The sequence below is a fragment of the Paenibacillus sp. LHD-117 genome (assembly GCF_030929555.1).
Lineage (GTDB): Bacteria > Bacillota > Bacilli > Paenibacillales > Paenibacillaceae > Pristimantibacillus.
This window is the reverse complement of record NZ_JAVFVT010000016.1, coordinates 26,473-41,869: the sequence shown is the minus strand read 5'-3', so window position 1 is coordinate 41,869 and position 15,397 is coordinate 26,473. Positions and strand designations below refer to the sequence as shown.

14 protein-coding genes are annotated in these 15,397 nt (G+C 53.8%); 2 read left to right on the top strand and 12 right to left on the bottom strand.

The window, feature by feature from the left end:
* Nucleotides 1-34: 34 nt before the first annotated feature.
* The 6 genes from gndA to RB620_RS14115 form a co-directional block, all read right to left on the bottom strand.
* Nucleotides 35-1,444, bottom strand: coding sequence for an NADP-dependent phosphogluconate dehydrogenase (gene gndA / locus RB620_RS14140; protein ID WP_308095292.1), 1,410 nt, complete (start codon nucleotides 1,442-1,444; stop codon nucleotides 35-37).
* A 19-nt stretch (nucleotides 1,445-1,463) separates the two neighbouring features.
* Nucleotides 1,464-2,984, bottom strand: coding sequence for a glucose-6-phosphate dehydrogenase (zwf, locus tag RB620_RS14135; protein WP_308095290.1), 1,521 nt, complete (start codon nucleotides 2,982-2,984; stop codon nucleotides 1,464-1,466).
* Nucleotides 2,985-3,178: 194 nt separating this feature from the next.
* Nucleotides 3,179-3,994 (bottom strand): ABC transporter permease, encoded by an 816-nt coding sequence (locus RB620_RS14130; protein ID WP_308095288.1) that lies wholly within the window; start codon nucleotides 3,992-3,994, stop codon nucleotides 3,179-3,181.
* The gene (locus RB620_RS14125; protein ID WP_308095286.1) at nucleotides 3,991-5,022 is read right to left on the bottom strand and encodes an ATP-binding cassette domain-containing protein; all 1,032 of its coding nucleotides are present in this window, start codon (nucleotides 5,020-5,022) and stop codon (nucleotides 3,991-3,993) included. Before RB620_RS14125 ends, RB620_RS14130 begins: the two co-directional genes overlap by 4 nt.
* A gap of 111 nt (nucleotides 5,023-5,133) precedes the next feature.
* Complete coding sequence (locus tag RB620_RS14120; RefSeq protein ID WP_308095284.1) at nucleotides 5,134-5,724, bottom strand: TetR/AcrR family transcriptional regulator; 591 nt, start codon at nucleotides 5,722-5,724, stop codon at nucleotides 5,134-5,136.
* Between the two features lie 13 nt (nucleotides 5,725-5,737).
* Nucleotides 5,738-6,160: a VOC family protein gene (locus RB620_RS14115; RefSeq protein WP_308095282.1), complete on the bottom strand. Its 423-nt coding sequence runs from the start codon at nucleotides 6,158-6,160 to the stop codon at nucleotides 5,738-5,740.
* 191 nt (nucleotides 6,161-6,351) lie between these two features.
* Here RB620_RS14115 and RB620_RS14110 point away from each other — a divergent pair, with 191 nt between their 5' ends.
* Nucleotides 6,352-7,404 carry a serine hydrolase domain-containing protein gene (locus RB620_RS14110; RefSeq protein ID WP_308095279.1) on the top strand — a complete coding sequence of 351 codons (1,053 nt, stop codon included), beginning with the start codon at nucleotides 6,352-6,354 and terminating at the stop codon, nucleotides 7,402-7,404.
* Between the two features lie 33 nt (nucleotides 7,405-7,437).
* On the opposite strand, the gene RB620_RS14105 is transcribed toward RB620_RS14110, so the two are convergent.
* The 3 genes from RB620_RS14105 to RB620_RS14095 all read right to left on the bottom strand — a co-directional run bounded on the left by RB620_RS14105 (nucleotide 7,438) and on the right by RB620_RS14095 (nucleotide 9,615).
* On the bottom strand, nucleotides 7,438-7,821 hold the full coding sequence (locus tag RB620_RS14105) for a hypothetical protein (protein WP_308095278.1): 384 nt from the start codon (nucleotides 7,819-7,821) through the stop codon (nucleotides 7,438-7,440).
* A gap of 177 nt (nucleotides 7,822-7,998) precedes the next feature.
* Complete coding sequence (locus RB620_RS14100; RefSeq protein WP_308095277.1) at nucleotides 7,999-8,844, bottom strand: helix-turn-helix transcriptional regulator; 846 nt, start codon at nucleotides 8,842-8,844, stop codon at nucleotides 7,999-8,001.
* Between the two features lie 33 nt (nucleotides 8,845-8,877).
* Nucleotides 8,878-9,615 (bottom strand): phytanoyl-CoA dioxygenase family protein, encoded by a 738-nt coding sequence (locus RB620_RS14095; RefSeq protein WP_308095275.1) that lies wholly within the window; start codon nucleotides 9,613-9,615, stop codon nucleotides 8,878-8,880.
* A 204-nt stretch (nucleotides 9,616-9,819) separates the two neighbouring features.
* Here RB620_RS14095 and RB620_RS14090 point away from each other — a divergent pair, with 204 nt between their 5' ends.
* Nucleotides 9,820-10,119: a hypothetical protein gene (locus tag RB620_RS14090; protein ID WP_308095274.1), complete on the top strand. Its 300-nt coding sequence runs from the start codon at nucleotides 9,820-9,822 to the stop codon at nucleotides 10,117-10,119.
* Nucleotides 10,120-10,342: 223 nt separating this feature from the next.
* Here RB620_RS14090 and RB620_RS14085 read toward each other — a convergent pair whose 3' ends face one another.
* From RB620_RS14085 to RB620_RS14075, 3 genes are read right to left on the bottom strand one after another with little or no spacing between them, the layout of a single operon-like run.
* Nucleotides 10,343-12,151 carry a right-handed parallel beta-helix repeat-containing protein gene (locus RB620_RS14085; RefSeq protein ID WP_308095273.1) on the bottom strand — a complete coding sequence of 603 codons (1,809 nt, stop codon included), beginning with the start codon at nucleotides 12,149-12,151 and terminating at the stop codon, nucleotides 10,343-10,345.
* Nucleotides 12,130-13,842, bottom strand: coding sequence for a right-handed parallel beta-helix repeat-containing protein (locus RB620_RS14080; RefSeq protein WP_308095271.1), 1,713 nt, complete (start codon nucleotides 13,840-13,842; stop codon nucleotides 12,130-12,132). The genes RB620_RS14085 and RB620_RS14080 overlap by 22 nt, the downstream gene beginning before the upstream one ends.
* Before the next feature lie 58 nt (nucleotides 13,843-13,900).
* On the bottom strand, nucleotides 13,901-15,316 hold the full coding sequence (locus RB620_RS14075) for an endo-alpha-N-acetylgalactosaminidase family protein (RefSeq protein WP_308095270.1): 1,416 nt from the start codon (nucleotides 15,314-15,316) through the stop codon (nucleotides 13,901-13,903).
* Nucleotides 15,317-15,397 lie beyond the last annotated feature (81 nt).

Below are 15,397 nucleotides of genomic sequence, written 5' to 3'. Positions count from 1 at the left end.
GCAACCCATGCGGGTTGCGCCTTTGCTTTTTTATTTATTTCATCCACTGGAAGTGGAATTTGCCCGGTTGGTCCACACGTTCGAACGTATGCGCCCCGAAGTAGTCGCGCTGCGCTTGAAGCAGGTTGGCCGGCAGACGCTCCGTGCGGTAGCTGTCGTAATACGCGAGCGCCGAAGCGAAAGCGGGAACCGGAATGCCTCTCGATACGGCCGTGGCGATCACGTTGCGCCAAGCGTCTTGGTAGTCGCCCACGACGCCGCCGAAGTATTCGTCCAGGAACAGGTTTTTCAATTCCGGATTCCGGTCGTAAGCGTCCTTGATGTTCTGCAGGAACCGTGCGCGGATAATGCAGCCGCCGCGGAAGATCATGGCGATGTTGCCGTAGTTCAGATCCCATTCGTACGCGTCGGAAGCGGCTCGCATCTGAGCGAAACCTTGCGCGTACGAAGCGATTTTGCTGGCATAGAGCGCCTTGCGGACGGCTTCGATGAAGTCCTTCCGATCGCCTTCGTAGCCGGCAACAGCAGGGCCGCTCAGCTTCTTGCTCGCGGCGACGCGTTCTTCCTTCATCGCGGAGATGAACCGCGCGAACACGGATTCCGTAATGATCGACAACGGTACACCGAGGTCGAGCGCGCTTTGGCTCGTCCATTTGCCCGTTCCCTTCTGTCCCGCGGAGTCAAGAATAACATCCACCATCGGCTTGCCCGTATCCGGATCGGTCTTCGAGAAGATGTCGGCCGTAATTTCGATCAAATAGCTGTCCAGTTCTCCGTTGTTCCACTCGGTAAAAATTTCGTGCAATTCTTCCGTGCTTACGCCCAGCGTGTCCTTCAGCAGGTGGTAAGCCTCGCCGATCAGCTGCATGTCGCCGTATTCGATGCCATTGTGGACCATCTTAACATAGTGGCCCGCGCCGTCTCCTCCGATGTAGGTGGAGCAAGGATCGCCGTTTACTTTCGCCGAGATCGCGGTCAGAATCGGCTCGACGAGCTCGTAAGCATCCTTCTGTCCGCCAGGCATGATGGACGGACCGTTGAGCGCGCCTTCTTCGCCGCCCGAGACGCCCGCGCCGATGAAGCGGAAGCCCTTTTCTTGCAGCTCTTTGTTCCTTCTTTGCGTGTCTGGGAAATAGGCGTTGCCGCCGTCGATCAGAATATCGCCTTGATCAAGGAAAGGAACGAGCTGGTCGATCGTCGCGTCCGTTGCAGGTCCCGCTTGGACCATGATCAAAATTTTGCGCGGCGTTTCCAGCGATTGAACGAATTCTTCGATGCTATAAGCGCCGACGAAGTTTTTGCCTTCCGCTTCGGCAAGCAGCTCCTTCGTTTTCTCGGGCGAGCGGTTATAGACCGCTACCGAAAATCCTTTGCTTTCGATGTTCAATGCCAGGTTTTTGCCCATGACGGCAAGGCCAACTACGCCGATTTGTTGTTTTCCCATTTTTGAAATGCCCCCTATGTTATTCTTGACCTGCTGCGGTTAATAGCTTCTCTTGCTCTACTGCTTCGGCTTCGGCCGTGTCGAACCACCATTGGAATCCGTCCTTCGCGAGCAGCGCGCTCGACTCGGCCGGGCCGTATGAACCCGCCGCGTAAGGAAGCAGCGGAACGAGATTTTCTTCGTAGGCTTCCAGGATCGGCTGAACCCATGCCCAAGACGCTTCGACTTCGTCCCAATGCGCGAAGAACGTGGCGTCGCCTTGGAGCGCGTCGTGAATCAGATTCTCGTAAGCTTCGGGCAAATCGCCGTGTCCCGGATCGATGTCGATTTGGATCGGCTTGACCGCGCCTTCGTTGCGGGCGCCCATCGTATTGAGCTGCAGCGATATGCTTTCGCCCGGACTCATCTCGATCACGAGCAGATTCGGTTCAGCAGCGCCTTCGTCCGAGGATGAAGATTGTTTTAACGGCTCCTTGAATTCGATGACAATGCGCGTCGACTTCTCCTTCATTCGTTTGCCCGTCCGGATATAGAACGGCACGCCCCGCCAGAAGGAATCGTCGATCGAAAGCTTCGCGGCCACGAACGTATCGTTCATCGAACCGGGAGCAATCCCTGGCTCGGAGGTGTAACCGGCTACCGGCTTGCCTTGAATGCTTCCGGCCGCATATTGCCCGCGAACGATTGAGGCAGCGACATCCTGTTTCTGCAGCGGCTCGAGCGCTTCCATCACGAGTTTCTTCTTGAATCGCACCTGCTCGGCGTCACTCTTATGCGGAGTACGGATCGCGGTCATCATGAGCAGCTGCAGCATGTGGTTTTGGAACATGTCCCGGACCGCTCCGACATGATCGTAATAACCCGCTCTCTCTTCGACGCCGACCGTTTCGTTCGCCGTAATCTGCACGTTCGCGATCGAACGATTATTCCATAGGGTTTGGATGACCGGATTAGATTGCTGTAGAGCTTTGAACCGCTGAACCATCGGTTTGCCAAGATAATGGTCGATTCGGAAAATTTCATCCTCCGAGAACGCTTGGCCCAGCATGTTGTTTAGGGTTCTGGCCGTTTGCAAATCGTGGCCGAAAGGTTTCTCGATGACGAGGCGTTTCCAGCCGTTCGCGGAACCAAGCCCGCTAGCCTCGATGTTCGCGGCAATCGTCTCGAAAAATTCAGGCCCCACGGACAAGTAGAACATGCGGTTCGGCTTCAGCTTTAGTTCTTCTTCGCGCCGTTCGATTTTTTGAAGGAGCTTCAGATAATCTTCCTTGCGGCCGATATCCAGAACGTTATACTGGAAAGCCTGCAAAAACTGATCTACTGCCACGGCGTCCTCCGGCCCGCGTCTGGAGTAGTCGCGTAGCGATTGCCCGACATTTGCGCGGAACGCCACGTCCGACAGCTCCCGGCGGCCTAGTCCGATTAACGAAAAAGCTTGAGGCAGCTTGCCGTCGATAAACAAATTATAGAGAGCAGGGTAGATCTTGCGTTTGGCCAAGTCCCCTGTCGCTCCGAACAATACAAAGGTAGTTGGTTCCATACTCCTTCTCCTTCCAGCATCGCTCTGGTTTCTTTTTCTTTTTTCTAATTCCACTATAATACGTCGGCGAGCCATATAAGTAATTAATATATTTCACAGGAGCTATAGATTGGGTCTATGGTCTTTACGGAACGCCAAAAAGACCGGCATTTGGTTGCCGGTCTTCGTTTCATTCGGGCGGAAGTTAGGATGCCCTATGTTCTTCGCATATAAGCTTTGACTGTAAGCGGAGCGAAAATCGCCACGATAACGGCGGCACCGATGAGCGATATGACAAGATCGGAACCGGCGGTTCCGTAATTGGTCAGCTCCCGTACGGCCGAAATGAGATGCGACACCGGATTGACGTTCACGAACCATTGTAGCCACTTCGGCATCGTCTCGACCGGAACAAACGCGTTCGACAGGAAGGTCAGCGGGAACAGCGCGAGCATGGAAATGCCCTGAACGCTCGAAGCCGAGCGGGCGATTACGCCGAAGAAGGCGAAGATCCAGCTGATGGACCACGAGCAGAAAATAACGAGAACCGATGCCAGCGCGACGTATTCCAATCCGCCCTCGGGACGGTATCCCATAATATAGCCCATCGCGAAGGTCAGCACGGTAGCGATCGTATACCGGACGGTATCGGCCAGCAGCGCCCCCGCGAGCGGCGCGATTCGCGCGATCGGCAGCGACTTGAAGCGGTCGAACACGCCTTTGTCCATGTCTTCGCGAAGCTGGACGCCGGTGACGAGCGAGGTCGTGATGACGGTTTGCACGAGTATGCCGGGAATGATTACGGGCAGGTAACTTGGCACGTCCCCGGAGATCGCCCCGCCGAAGATGTACGTGAACATCAAGGTGAAAATAATCGGCTGGAACGTTACGTCGAACAACTGCTCCGGCGTGCGTTTGATCTTCAAAAGGCCTCGATAGGCCATCGTGAGCGAGTTGCGTATCGTCTGCCCCAGGCTCGTATAGTTTTTCAGCTGTCGTCCGGAAACGGATTTGATAGTCGTATTACTCATACTCTTGCCACCTCCGGCTTCATCGATTCATCATGGGCCTCAGATTGTTGCTCCGCCACGCCTTGGCCGGTAATGGTGAGGAATACTTCGTCCAGGGTTGGTTTCTGCACGCTCAATTCCGATAATGGAATGCCTGCGGCGCGAAGCGCGATCAACAAATCGGTCACCCGGTCCGCGTTCGCCATCGGAGCCGTTATTTTGCGCGCTTCCGGCGATACGCTGGTCGGCACCTTCAGCACTTGCTCTACGGTTCGCCTCGCGACTTCGATATCCTTCGGATTCTCGATGTTTAAGTGTAGCGACGAGGTGCCGACCGATGCCTTAAGCTCATCGACCGTCCCTTCGGCAACGACATGGCCGCGATCGATTACCGCAACTCGATCCGCCAGTTGATCGGCTTCGTCCAGGTATTGCGTGGTGAGCAGCACTGTCGATCCCGTCTTCACCAATCGCCGGATCGTATCCCACATCTGCGAACGAGTGCGCGGATCAAGCCCTGTCGTCGGTTCGTCGAGGAAGATGAGCGGCGGCTGCGCGATCAGACTCGCCGCCAAGTCGAGGCGGCGCCGCATGCCGCCGGAGAAGTTTTTCAGCGGGCGCTTGGCTGCCTCCGTCAAGCCGAATTCCTCCAGCAAATCCGCGGCTTTGCGCTTCGCTTCCGCTCGTCCAAGCCCTAACAGGCGAGAGAAGATGACGAGATTTTCCGTAGCGCTAAGCGATTCGTCTACCGATGCGTATTGACCCGTTACGCCGATCAGCTGGCGCACGATCTGCGGCTCCTTCACTACGTCGTAGCCGAAGATGCGCGCCGTTCCGGCGTCAGCCCGAAGCAGTGTCGCCAGCATGCGGATCGTCGTCGTCTTGCCCGCTCCGTTCGGACCGAGCACGCCGTAGATCGATCCCGCCTTCACCTTCAAATCGACGCCGTCCACCGCGCGGTTGTCTCCGAACGTCTTCACGAGCCCGTATGCTTCAACGGCCCAATCGCCGCCCGTTGGCTCCGTTCCTTTTTTGAATCCATGAACCATTGCGATTCCTCCCAAATAACTGAACTTGTTATATTGGGATCTTAACCGTCTTATTTAAACGGAGTTTAAACGAAGATGAGACTTCTCTCCGCCTTCGGTATCGTTCGCGCGTTACGCTAGTCGTTTCATGCCTTCCAGCGCGAAAGCGACGACTTTCATGGCTTCCTCCGTCGCCTCCGGCCGGATCGATTCATTCGCGAGCCATAACGTTGTTTCGTTGAGCGCGCCCGAGATAAAATGCGTAAGGGCGTGGAGCGAAATGGCTCCGAAGGATCCCAGCCGTTGCATGGTTTCGAGCTGTTCACGCAACATGCTCATCGAATGTTCTTCGTCCATTGCGCGCCAGATCTCCCAGCCTAAAATAGCCGGACCGTCGATCAACATAATCCGTTTGTTGCGTTCTTCTACCGCTGCCATGACGAATGCCCGGCAACCCAAGAAAAGCTGCTGCCAGACATCTTCGCTTGCGGAAGCTTCCCGCTCCACCCGTTCCGCAACCTCCCGCTGAACCGCTTCTAACACGATGCGGAACAAGTCCTTTTTGCTCCGAAAATGATGATAAACCGCTCCCCGCGTTAACCCCGCTTCCTGCACGATCGCCTCCAGCGATGTGTTCGCATAACCGCGCTCCGTAAAATGCGACCTGGCGATTAGGATCAGATTCGTTATCGTCTCGTTGGTTTCCGCTTTATTTCTTCTCATCGTGTTCTCCGTTTCATTGTTCTGCGATGTATTGGGCGCTATAGTCTTCGGTCGGCGGGATTACGGTAATGACATCGATCAATACCCCGTTCGGATCGGAAACGATAAAATGCCGCTGGCCGAACGCTTCGTCCCGAATATCCAATTGCAGGGGAAGCTTTGCCCTTGTAATAAGCCGTTCGTATTCAGCATCCACGTCTTCCACTTCCATATTCAGAATCAAACCCTTAACTCCCGTCCGATACGCCTCCGGGATTGTCGCATGCGTAGAGTCGAGAATGGCCAATTCGAAAGGGATGTCGCTTCCCGACATTCTTAAGCTGATGTACCAATCCGCTTCAAACACCTTCTCGAACCCGAAGTGGTTCACGTAAAAGGCGGAAGTAACGGCAACTTGCTCGGTCAAAATAACCGGATAAAAGCTAGACACTTTCATTTTAATACCCCTCTCTTAGATATGATCTATGTGTATATTAACATACATACAGTATGTATGTAAATAAAAAATTCCCAATTCACGCCAATTGCCCCGCCGCAACCAATTGACAGGATCGCCATAATACAACAGACTAAATTTGATTCATCGCCGCTTGTTTATCATTCATGCAAAGGAAGTGAAGTGTAATCGTGAATCGATTGCTCACGGAGGTTATCGCACATAAACAGATTCAACGTTTTGCCGCTCCCCCGACTCACCGGCTCGCCATCGGCCTTATCTCGAACGGCGAAAGATTGGAATGGGCTGATAGCAACATTCATGCGAATACATCTTCAAGCCCATTCTACGAAATCGGATCCATCACGAAAACGATGACCGGCCTTCTGCTCGCCGTCGGAGAACAAAAAGGGTTTTGGAGCCGCTCCGACAGCTTGTCCGATCTGATTCCCGAATGGTCCTCCAGCCCTTATGCCAAACAAACGACGCTTCAGCAGCTTGTTACCCATACGGCCAATTTGCCTAGAGTCCCCCTAAACTTCAAAGCAACGATCGCGGATAAAAAAAATCCTTACGCAAATTATACGGAGGAGCATCTAGCGGAAGCGGTATTGTCGGAGGTTCCGAAGACAAATCGCGGTCACGCCTACTCTAATTATGGTTTCGGGTTGCTTGGATGGATTCTTTCCAAACGGCTAGGAATGAGCTTGCACGATGCATTCCAAACGATGATTTTTAATCCACTCGGCATGACGAATACGATGCTGCGCTCGAATAACACGCACTCCCCGGATATGATTCCGGTGTTCAATGCCAAAGGCAACCCTGTACCGCATTGGGACTTTCAGGATGCCACGGCAGGCGCCGGAGCAGTTTGCTCGACCCTCCCGGATATGCTTACATACATAGAGGCGAATTTGAGCCGTGCTGACCAACCGCTGGGCGATGCATTGGCCGTATGCCATCAAGAACATTACTCCATTTTCCAAAGCAGGGGCATCGGCGTCGGCTACAGTTGGATGTTTTATAAGGAGAAGGATGGCTCGACGACCCATTGGCACAACGGAGGCACGTACGGATCCAGCAGCTTCGCGACCTTCAACCGGGATAAAGGAAAAGGCCTCGTCATTTTGTCCAATTACGGAACCGACATTCGGAGTCAAATCCCGCTCGTCGGCATGGGTAAGCTGAACGTGGATAAGCTGGCGCGCACGTTAACCTCCAAGTTGTATCAAAAGGATTAAGCGAAGCAAGCATGCGATTTTTTGTTATTTGCATCATTTCCGTTCAGGGTTATAGCCGAATACCGCAACATCAATCGTAGCGGGACCAGGGTGCATGTCGGCTTTCGCCAAAATTTCGATTCCCAGTCCCGGAACTTGGTACACGTTGTTAAAAGCTTGACCCGGGGAAACTTCGATCGTGTCCAATGTCACAAACCTCTCCCGCTTGATGGTCATAATAATGCTCAACGTAACATTGCCTTCCGAAGAGGTTCGGCTCCCCCCCGCGATTCGGATGGCTTGATACGGACGGACGTTAACGCCGTTTGGGAAATCCTCCGTCAGATTCATGCTTTCGCCTGCCTGCAAGGATTGTCCGCCGACCGGCGTTCTGAACGCTAGGCTGTTTCCGGCTTCTTCTTTTCTATGGGCTGACATGTCACATTCCCGCCTTTCCAACTGCAAATTACAATAGAATATGAACGTTCTTGCGCGTTGGAAACGGACAAACAACCGTCGTCATACGCAGAGCATGCCGAAAAGAGCTATCCTGCAGCAGGATAGCTCTAATCGGCTTTTTACTCAAAAAAATAACAAAATCACTGTCAATACAGCCTATCCTCTCTGCTTCCGGTATTCTCTCGGCGAGGAGCCGAACTTCCGTTTGAATACCCGGTCGAAGTGCGGGATCGTATTAAAGCCGGCGGCAAAACAAACCTCCGTTACGGGCAGTTCGCTGCTACGAAGAAGCGCGGAGGCAAATTGCAATCGCCTGTCGTTCAAATATTCTTGATAAGAGAGACCGACTTGCTTGCGGAAACATTCGCTGAAATAATTGGCCGAAAGTCCCGCGTAATCCGCGGCGACGGCAAGCGTAACCGGCTCGCGGAAGTGATGCTGGATATACAATAGCGCCTTCCGTATGGAAGGCTGGATCGTTTCTTTGAGCCCTGCCTTGTCATCCGAACGGTTCGCCCCGAGCTGCCTGGCCAGATGAACGAGAATTCGCTCGAAGCTGCCTTGTACGACAATGTCGCTCCCGAATTGCCAATGCTGCGTTTCGTCCCAGATCGTGCTAAATTCTGCTTCCAATCGGCGGGCTCCCTCTCCTTCGAACGTATGAAGGAATAGACCTGAATGACCGAAGAGGGATTCGTGAATGGCCGGCCTTATAAAGGAATCGTCGAAAATAAAATCGAACAGCTCGATCGTCTGTCCTTCATCCGGGTACAGCTCATGGAAATCCGCCGGCGTCAGCAAGAATACCATGCCCGGCTGAAGACGGAAGGGCTGCCCGTTTACGATATGCCAGCCCATTCCGGAGACGATGCAGCCCATTTCAAAAAAATCATGCCAATGGGTGTCGATCTTGTCACTGATGACATGCTTAAATAGCCGATACTGGGAAGACAAGGTCAGATAATTGCTGCCGAGCAGACGCTCGGGCGATCCGTTCATCATCTTCTCTTCCCCCTTTTAGCCTCTTTGCTCCTATTATACGTTTACAAAGTTGCTTCCGGCTAGATCCTTTCCCCTTGCCAGCCATACCTTGTGTCCTCGATTTTTCTCCTCGATGACCTTGGCTTCCGTCGAGAAATACCTCATCGTATATCCGCAGCGGCGATACGGGCTATTGTTCGGCGCAGCGCCATGGATAATGCGGGAATCATGCAGGGAGCACTCGCCCGGCTCAAGCTCGAAGTAAACCGCTTTAGAACCATCGATCTGTTTGATTTCCGTTCCGAAAATATTCTGATTGCCATCCACTTCCTCGTATTCGGAAAATCCGCCCGCATGTGTCCCCGGAATGACGCGCATGCAGCCGTTCTCCTCCCAGCTGCGGTCGATCGCGAGCCAGACCGTCACGATCTTGTCGAACCGGTTGAGCCGGCCGTTCCAATATGCGGAATCTTCATGCCACGGCGTTTGTTTTCCGACCAGTGGCTCCTTGCAAATGAAATGGCTGGACCATAATCCGATGTTCGGCCCGATAATCGGTTCCACCAAATCAAGCACTTCGTCGCTAAGCAAAAATTTGAGCAGGCGCGCGTCGCGGAAATGCGGCGTATCCAGCTCGCTGTTCAGCTTCCTGCCGACCAGCTCCCACTGCTCTTCGAAGATGGCGCTCAGCTCGTTCAATTTCTCCTTGCCGAACAGTTGTTTCTTATGGAGCATGTAGCCGTTTTGCTTATAAAACCCGACCTCTTCTTGCGAAATTACCGCATTCGTCATGTTCGTTCCCCTCCGTTATTGTGGTTTGCTGCCGATAGACCCATCATAACGGAGATCAAATGCCGGAACCTCTCCTTCCTTCCGGTAATGTTGATCTATCTTCGGAATTGACATTTGAATTTGTATATTGACAACAAAACCCAGAACGAATACAATTGAACTGACTAGTCAGTCTAATAAAACGAGAGGATGTGCAATATGCAAATGTCTTACGTAGTAAAAGCCGATTTGGGGTCGAATACCGGGAAACGCGGGGAGCGGGCATCGCTAAAAGTACAGTTTGACAAGGTGCAAGAGGGTCGAACGATCGACAAATCGTTTGTCCGCATCTCGGATTACGGCATTTTCGATGTGATGAAGAAGCAAGAAGACGGCACTTTCCTTTGGTCTTATCCTATCCCTTGGGAGGCGCCGATCCGGACGTACAACATCGATGTATACGCGATTGACACGGAAGGCAACAAAGGCCCCATCGAAACGATCAAATTCCAGGTGACAGCTTAATACTTACGAATAATCGCCGGCAATCGTTCTGATCGCCGGCGATTGTTCTTTTCTATACATGATGATTGGGTCCGTTCTGCTCGATCTTCTCCCCGGTCCAAAGCCTAAGCCAAGTATCGAACCCGGATTCTCCCTCTTGGAGACGTATTACTCTTGCGCCGTGAGGGAAATGTTGACGGAAATACGTATTCAGTCCCGTCTTCGCGATAGCTCATCGCTTCGCTCATACGCCAATCCCTCCCCCTGCGTCATAGACGAACCCTTCCTCCATCATAAGCTGCTCTGTCTCCATCGAGGCGGCCGCAACCGACGCGGGACTATGTCCGACGATCCAATTGCCGGCAATGGCGACGCCGCTGCACGCGTGCAGCCGAATGAGCTCAAGCGGCCGGCCCGCAAGTGCTGTTGCAGCCGTCCGGCAATCTATCTTGTTCTGCATGATGACAAGATTGCATGTACTCTTGGCTTCCACGACTGATGTTCCCGCCCATTCGAACCGGTTCTCCAATACGGCGATGTTGAAGTGAACGGGATGTTCCCATGCGACATCCGTATTTTCCGGATGAATGTAAATAACGGGTTCGCTGCCCCCGCCGCAGCCGACGAAGTCGTTGTTCCATATCCGGACGTCTCGAACCATGCCGGATTCGAACCAGCTCCCGGCATCGTCGGCGATCAGGATTGCGCTCATCCCCAATCCTTCGAACCGGTTGCGCTCGATTTCGACCTTCCGGCGCGTCGTAACGAGTACGCCTCGGGTCGGTATCCGCCTGAAGACATTGCCTCGAACGTACACCTCCGGCGTCCAAGTGACGTTCTCGATGACATCTCCTTCTTCGATTCCATCCGGCACGGGAGCGTCTAGCTCGATCTCCATCTCCCTCAGGCCAAGTCGCTGGGCGGACGTGACCCGGCGGGTCGCGTAAGCCGTCAGGCGGGCGACGCTGACGAAATCGACCTCATCCCCCTCGCGAAACGCGTTGAACCCGTAGCTTTGATGATGCATGAACCGCAGCCGCAGCCGATTGCCGCCTTCCACGCCCACGATTCTGAGATGTGTTCCATGAACGTTGATCGCATCGTCATGGGCGCCCTCGAATAGGCAGTCCGAGATGGAGACGACACCCTTCAAGCCGGATAGGTGGACGAAGTCGGCGAACGCGGCAGCCGTCCTTCCGCTCTCCGGATCCGGTGCTAGACGCAGCTTCTCCAGCCTCACGTTCTCACTGAATTGTCCCACGATGCCAAGTCCGTGCATGTACTTGTACCATACGTTGCGAAGCGTGACGTTCCGACAGCCGATCAGCAGCGTGCCGACCTGATCCCGGATTCCGTCGCGCATTTGGTACACGCAGCCAACCTTCGTTGCCGGAGCTTCTGCAAATCGCAGACGCAGCTTGCCTGGCTCCAGCTCCTCCACATCATCGGCGAGCGTGACGGGGTTCGGTACCCTCCACGTTCGGTTGACAGCCGGATCGAATGCTTGTGCCGGGCCTGACCGATAACTCCAGTCCTCTCCGATCCAGAACAATCGGCCCTCTTGCAGGGCATAGCGGGATTCCGGATGAACCGTGACGTCCCAGCTGCTGTCGCCTGCGGCATCGACCCGCATCTCGGACATAGTCGGCCGGGCGAAATCAACTTCCAGATTCGTAATTTCAGCGTCGTTGCAGCCATCAAGCACAAACGGGGTCATTTTGCCGTGGAACAGTAGAAGCGATCCGTTCCCTTCTACCCGCAGTCGGCTTGCGCCTTTAATAAGCAACCCGATTGTTTTGACCGGATCGGGATGTTCTGCCTCGCTCGCTGTATTGGATACGTAGTAAAGCGCCTTCTCTGCTTCGTCGGGGTAGAGATCATACCGGCCCTTCGGAAATTCGATAATCGCCGCGCCCTTTGCCGCGGATGCAGCGGCAATCGTACGTTTAACCGCCATCGTCGCGTCTTTGCCACTGTCAGGCACCGCCCCATAATCCGTTACCCTGAATATTTCCGGCAGCCCGTCTTCCTTTATTTCAATACGATGCGACAATGTTCATCCCCCAGTGTTATGGCCCCTTCAGCGATTTCTCTCCCTACGACGATCACTCCGCCGCCGGAGCCGTATTCATTGTTTTCGAATGCCACCTCATTCGCACGATCAATGACAGCGATCGGATGGCAATCCATAAACCTGTTTTTTTCGATGGTGACGCCTTCCGCTGATTGAATTGAGATACCTAGCCCTTGCCGGCCGTATACGACATTATCTTCAAATCGAATGTTCCGCTGCACGTAAGCGGTCGGCGTGTCGCATTCCGCGCTGATCACCATGACACCCGCCCCGCCAATCGTACCCGCTCCGAAGCCGCAGCCGCGGAATACGTTGTTGCGGATCGTAACATCGCTAACGGTTAAACTCTCGTACCAATGAATGGAGCAAGTGACATGAATGGCCGTACCCGTGCAATGATCGAGCGTACAGTTTTCAATTCGAACATTGCGCGTCTGGACAAGGAATGCGCGTGCCCGATTGTTGCGAACCGTACAATTAGCAATCGATAGAGAGGCCGATCTCGTTGCGTTCGCCATGAGGCCGGATGCCATCAAGAAATCCGGAACGGGGTTCCGGAACCTGATCTGCAGGATGCCCCCTTCTTTCATACGTACATCAACCACCTCACCCTCGGCGAACGGCTCCATCGTCCCCCTACTCACCCATTCAATTCGGTCCCCGATATCCGGATAGTCGGTTTTCTCCGATTGCGCATGGATTTCCACGTTCGCTTCAGCTTCCACCGTATACTCGTCGATCTTCCGAACCGGCTTGTAATAAAAGCCATGGACATTGACCGCATCGTCTCCCATACCCTCGAAATAACATTCGTCGAATGCGATATGTCCCTTGCAGCTGATGAAATGGGTGGCATCCGTATTCGTGGACAGAATCCTTCCTTTGCTAGGCTTAACCGAAAGTCTAACGAACTCCAACCCTTCGCAGCGATGCCCGATAATGCCCATACCAGGCGTATAATGCAGCGTCACGTCGCGGACCCGAACCTGCTCGCACTCGTACAGCAAGATGCCCATCCGGTAATTCAGCACATGCCTCAGCAAGAGATGCATGCCCGGCTCCATGGACTGAGGCTTCGAATAAAAGAGCTTCAATCGATTCGGGGCGGACTGTTCCGTCCGTTCGATCTGGCTGAAAGATTCTACGCTTCCAATTAACGGGTATTTAGAGGCGGGATCGTAGTTAATCAAGGCTGCGACAGGAACAGCCCCATCCACTTCATTTCCTTCCAAAAGCTCGATCTCCGCGCTGCTGCCATCTGTCGACCGTACTGTTCCAACCGAGAAGAGCGGCCGTTCCCAATCCACCGTAAACCGGTGCAGCAATAGCCCCCGGCACCGCACGAACGCGAATGGCTGAGCCAACCCGTGAAACACGAAGCTCGCTAACCCCCCGTCCCATTCAAAATGATCCATATCCTCCAGTTCGAACGCAATAACCTTCTGATCGGAAGACTGCCCTAAATCCATGTGCACGCCTTGTTTCATCACCTTGTCGTACTGATCCAGGAAAGTCGGATGCTTGAAGTCGTATCTTCCGCGCTCGAATACAAGCTTGCCGATACCGTTCTCCCGGCAGTAGGCTATCGCCTTCCGCACCGCTTCTGTGCTGTCTTCCCCAGTATCCGGCACGGCTCCAAACTCTGTCGCCCTGATGAATGATTGCTTCATTTACCTCTTTCTCCTCTCATTTCGCACATTCCTTCCAACTCGCTGTCCTCGTCCCTATTTATTTCACGGAAGGAATAATCGACACGGCCGCTCCCGGTTCCAGCGACAGCTCGAGCACACCGCCTTCCACGGGCAGTCGAAGCCACATTTCTTTCAAGCCATCCGCCATAATCCGGCGCAAGTCAACTGCTTCCACGCCGCTCCATTCCGCCGGCAGCGACCATGTCTTGGCCGTATAACCCAGCTTGCTATAAGCGATCAGCTCCCGTCCGTCGCGCCACTGAGCTGGCAGCAGCAAATCGTCACCTTCGCGCAGCAGCCTGCCGCCCTTGCGGACGGAACGGTCACTTAACCGGACTTCGTGGCCGCCGGAGAAATGCATCACCCTGCCATCTCCTTCTCCTTCGATCCGGATGCGGTCGAGACGGTTCAAATATTGCCCGTGCAGCGCGTTCAGGCAAAATTTCTCTAAAAAAAGATCATGCCATTGATCGCGCGGCTTCTGAAGCTCGCTATCCAAATAAACATCTTCTCCGTGCATGCTCGCCCCGAATAGAAAAGCCAAATCGTGACGGAACGGAATGCCTGGCACGGTATAATCCCGAATGACCCCTCCGCTTACTAGCGGAGCCGGCATTCCGATCATTCGTTTCTCATCCGCCACGTCGAACACCCAGCTCCATGCTTGCAGTCCGATAAAAGGGTCATCCCTAAGATGGGTCAAATTTTCGCTTGTGACATCGATGCCGCACTGCCGGAAATACCGGATCGTCCTGCGCATATAAGAAGATTCTTCCGTTTCCGAAATATCGTAATAGGCGTTGAATCTCGGGAAATAGGCGTCGAGATGGACCGTTCCGACCTTATCCAGCTCCAGAAGCGAGATCAGCTTCTCGATGCGATGAACAGCAAGTCCGCTTTCCCATTCCATTTTGGGACAAATGTGATACGCCGCCCTGTCGTTATAAACGCCGATTTGCTTCCATGTGCCGTCTTCATTGCGGGCAATCGCGTCATGCTCCAAATACAAATCCCAATAAGGACTGTCATCGTAAGCGTCTGTCATATTGGCATGGACGCTGATCGTTGTATTATGTTTCCTCGCTTCATCGACGAGCCACAGATAACTGTCTCTGGCGGTCGCGTCCTGCGGTCTCTTCAGATGGACGTTCACTTCATCCCATGCCGGATATTTGTCGTCGTGACCGTTGTATTGCCAGCCGACCAGATAGATGATTTTCGGTATGCCTCGCGTAAGGCGATCCGTTTCCTCCACATATCGAAGCGCCTGCTCGAATGTGCAGAAGACGCGGGAGCCTCCCCTCAAATCCGGGACCGCCATAGCCAGCTTCATCGTCAGCGTCTTGCTATAGTCGTGGATATAATGAGACTCCGGCTGGAGCGTCTTAGTCCAATCGTAATAATGGCCCGGAATGCCGCGCCATGTCGCATCGGCCGCTTTCGTGTGAGACATCGTATTCTCTCCCTTGTTCGTTATGGATTCGTTCGATTAATAGAGAAGCCTGACAGCGTCCATTCTAGGCACGCTGTCAGG

Excerpts from the sequence above, each read along its gene's own strand:
- gndA (WP_308095292.1), bottom strand. The coding sequence starts at position 1,444 with ATGGGAAAACAACAAATCGGCGTAGTTGGCCTTGCCGTCATGGGCAAA.
- zwf (WP_308095290.1), bottom strand. The coding sequence starts at position 2,984 with ATGGAACCAACTACCTTTGTATTGTTCGGAGCGACAGGGGACTTGGCC.
- RB620_RS14130 (WP_308095288.1), bottom strand. The coding sequence starts at position 3,994 with ATGAGTAATACGACTATCAAATCCGTTTCCGGACGACAGCTGAAAAAC.
- RB620_RS14125 (WP_308095286.1), bottom strand. The coding sequence starts at position 5,022 with ATGGTTCATGGATTCAAAAAAGGAACGGAGCCAACGGGCGGCGATTGG.
- RB620_RS14120 (WP_308095284.1), bottom strand. The coding sequence starts at position 5,724 with ATGAGAAGAAATAAAGCGGAAACCAACGAGACGATAACGAATCTGATC.
- RB620_RS14115 (WP_308095282.1), bottom strand. The coding sequence starts at position 6,160 with ATGAAAGTGTCTAGCTTTTATCCGGTTATTTTGACCGAGCAAGTTGCC.
- RB620_RS14105 (WP_308095278.1), bottom strand. The coding sequence starts at position 7,821 with ATGTCAGCCCATAGAAAAGAAGAAGCCGGAAACAGCCTAGCGTTCAGA.
- RB620_RS14100 (WP_308095277.1), bottom strand. The coding sequence starts at position 8,844 with ATGATGAACGGATCGCCCGAGCGTCTGCTCGGCAGCAATTATCTGACC.
- RB620_RS14095 (WP_308095275.1), bottom strand. The coding sequence starts at position 9,615 with ATGACGAATGCGGTAATTTCGCAAGAAGAGGTCGGGTTTTATAAGCAA.
- RB620_RS14090 (WP_308095274.1), top strand. The coding sequence starts at position 9,820 with ATGTCTTACGTAGTAAAAGCCGATTTGGGGTCGAATACCGGGAAACGC.
- RB620_RS14080 (WP_308095271.1), bottom strand. The coding sequence starts at position 13,842 with ATGAAGCAATCATTCATCAGGGCGACAGAGTTTGGAGCCGTGCCGGAT.
- RB620_RS14075 (WP_308095270.1), bottom strand. The coding sequence starts at position 15,316 with ATGTCTCACACGAAAGCGGCCGATGCGACATGGCGCGGCATTCCGGGC.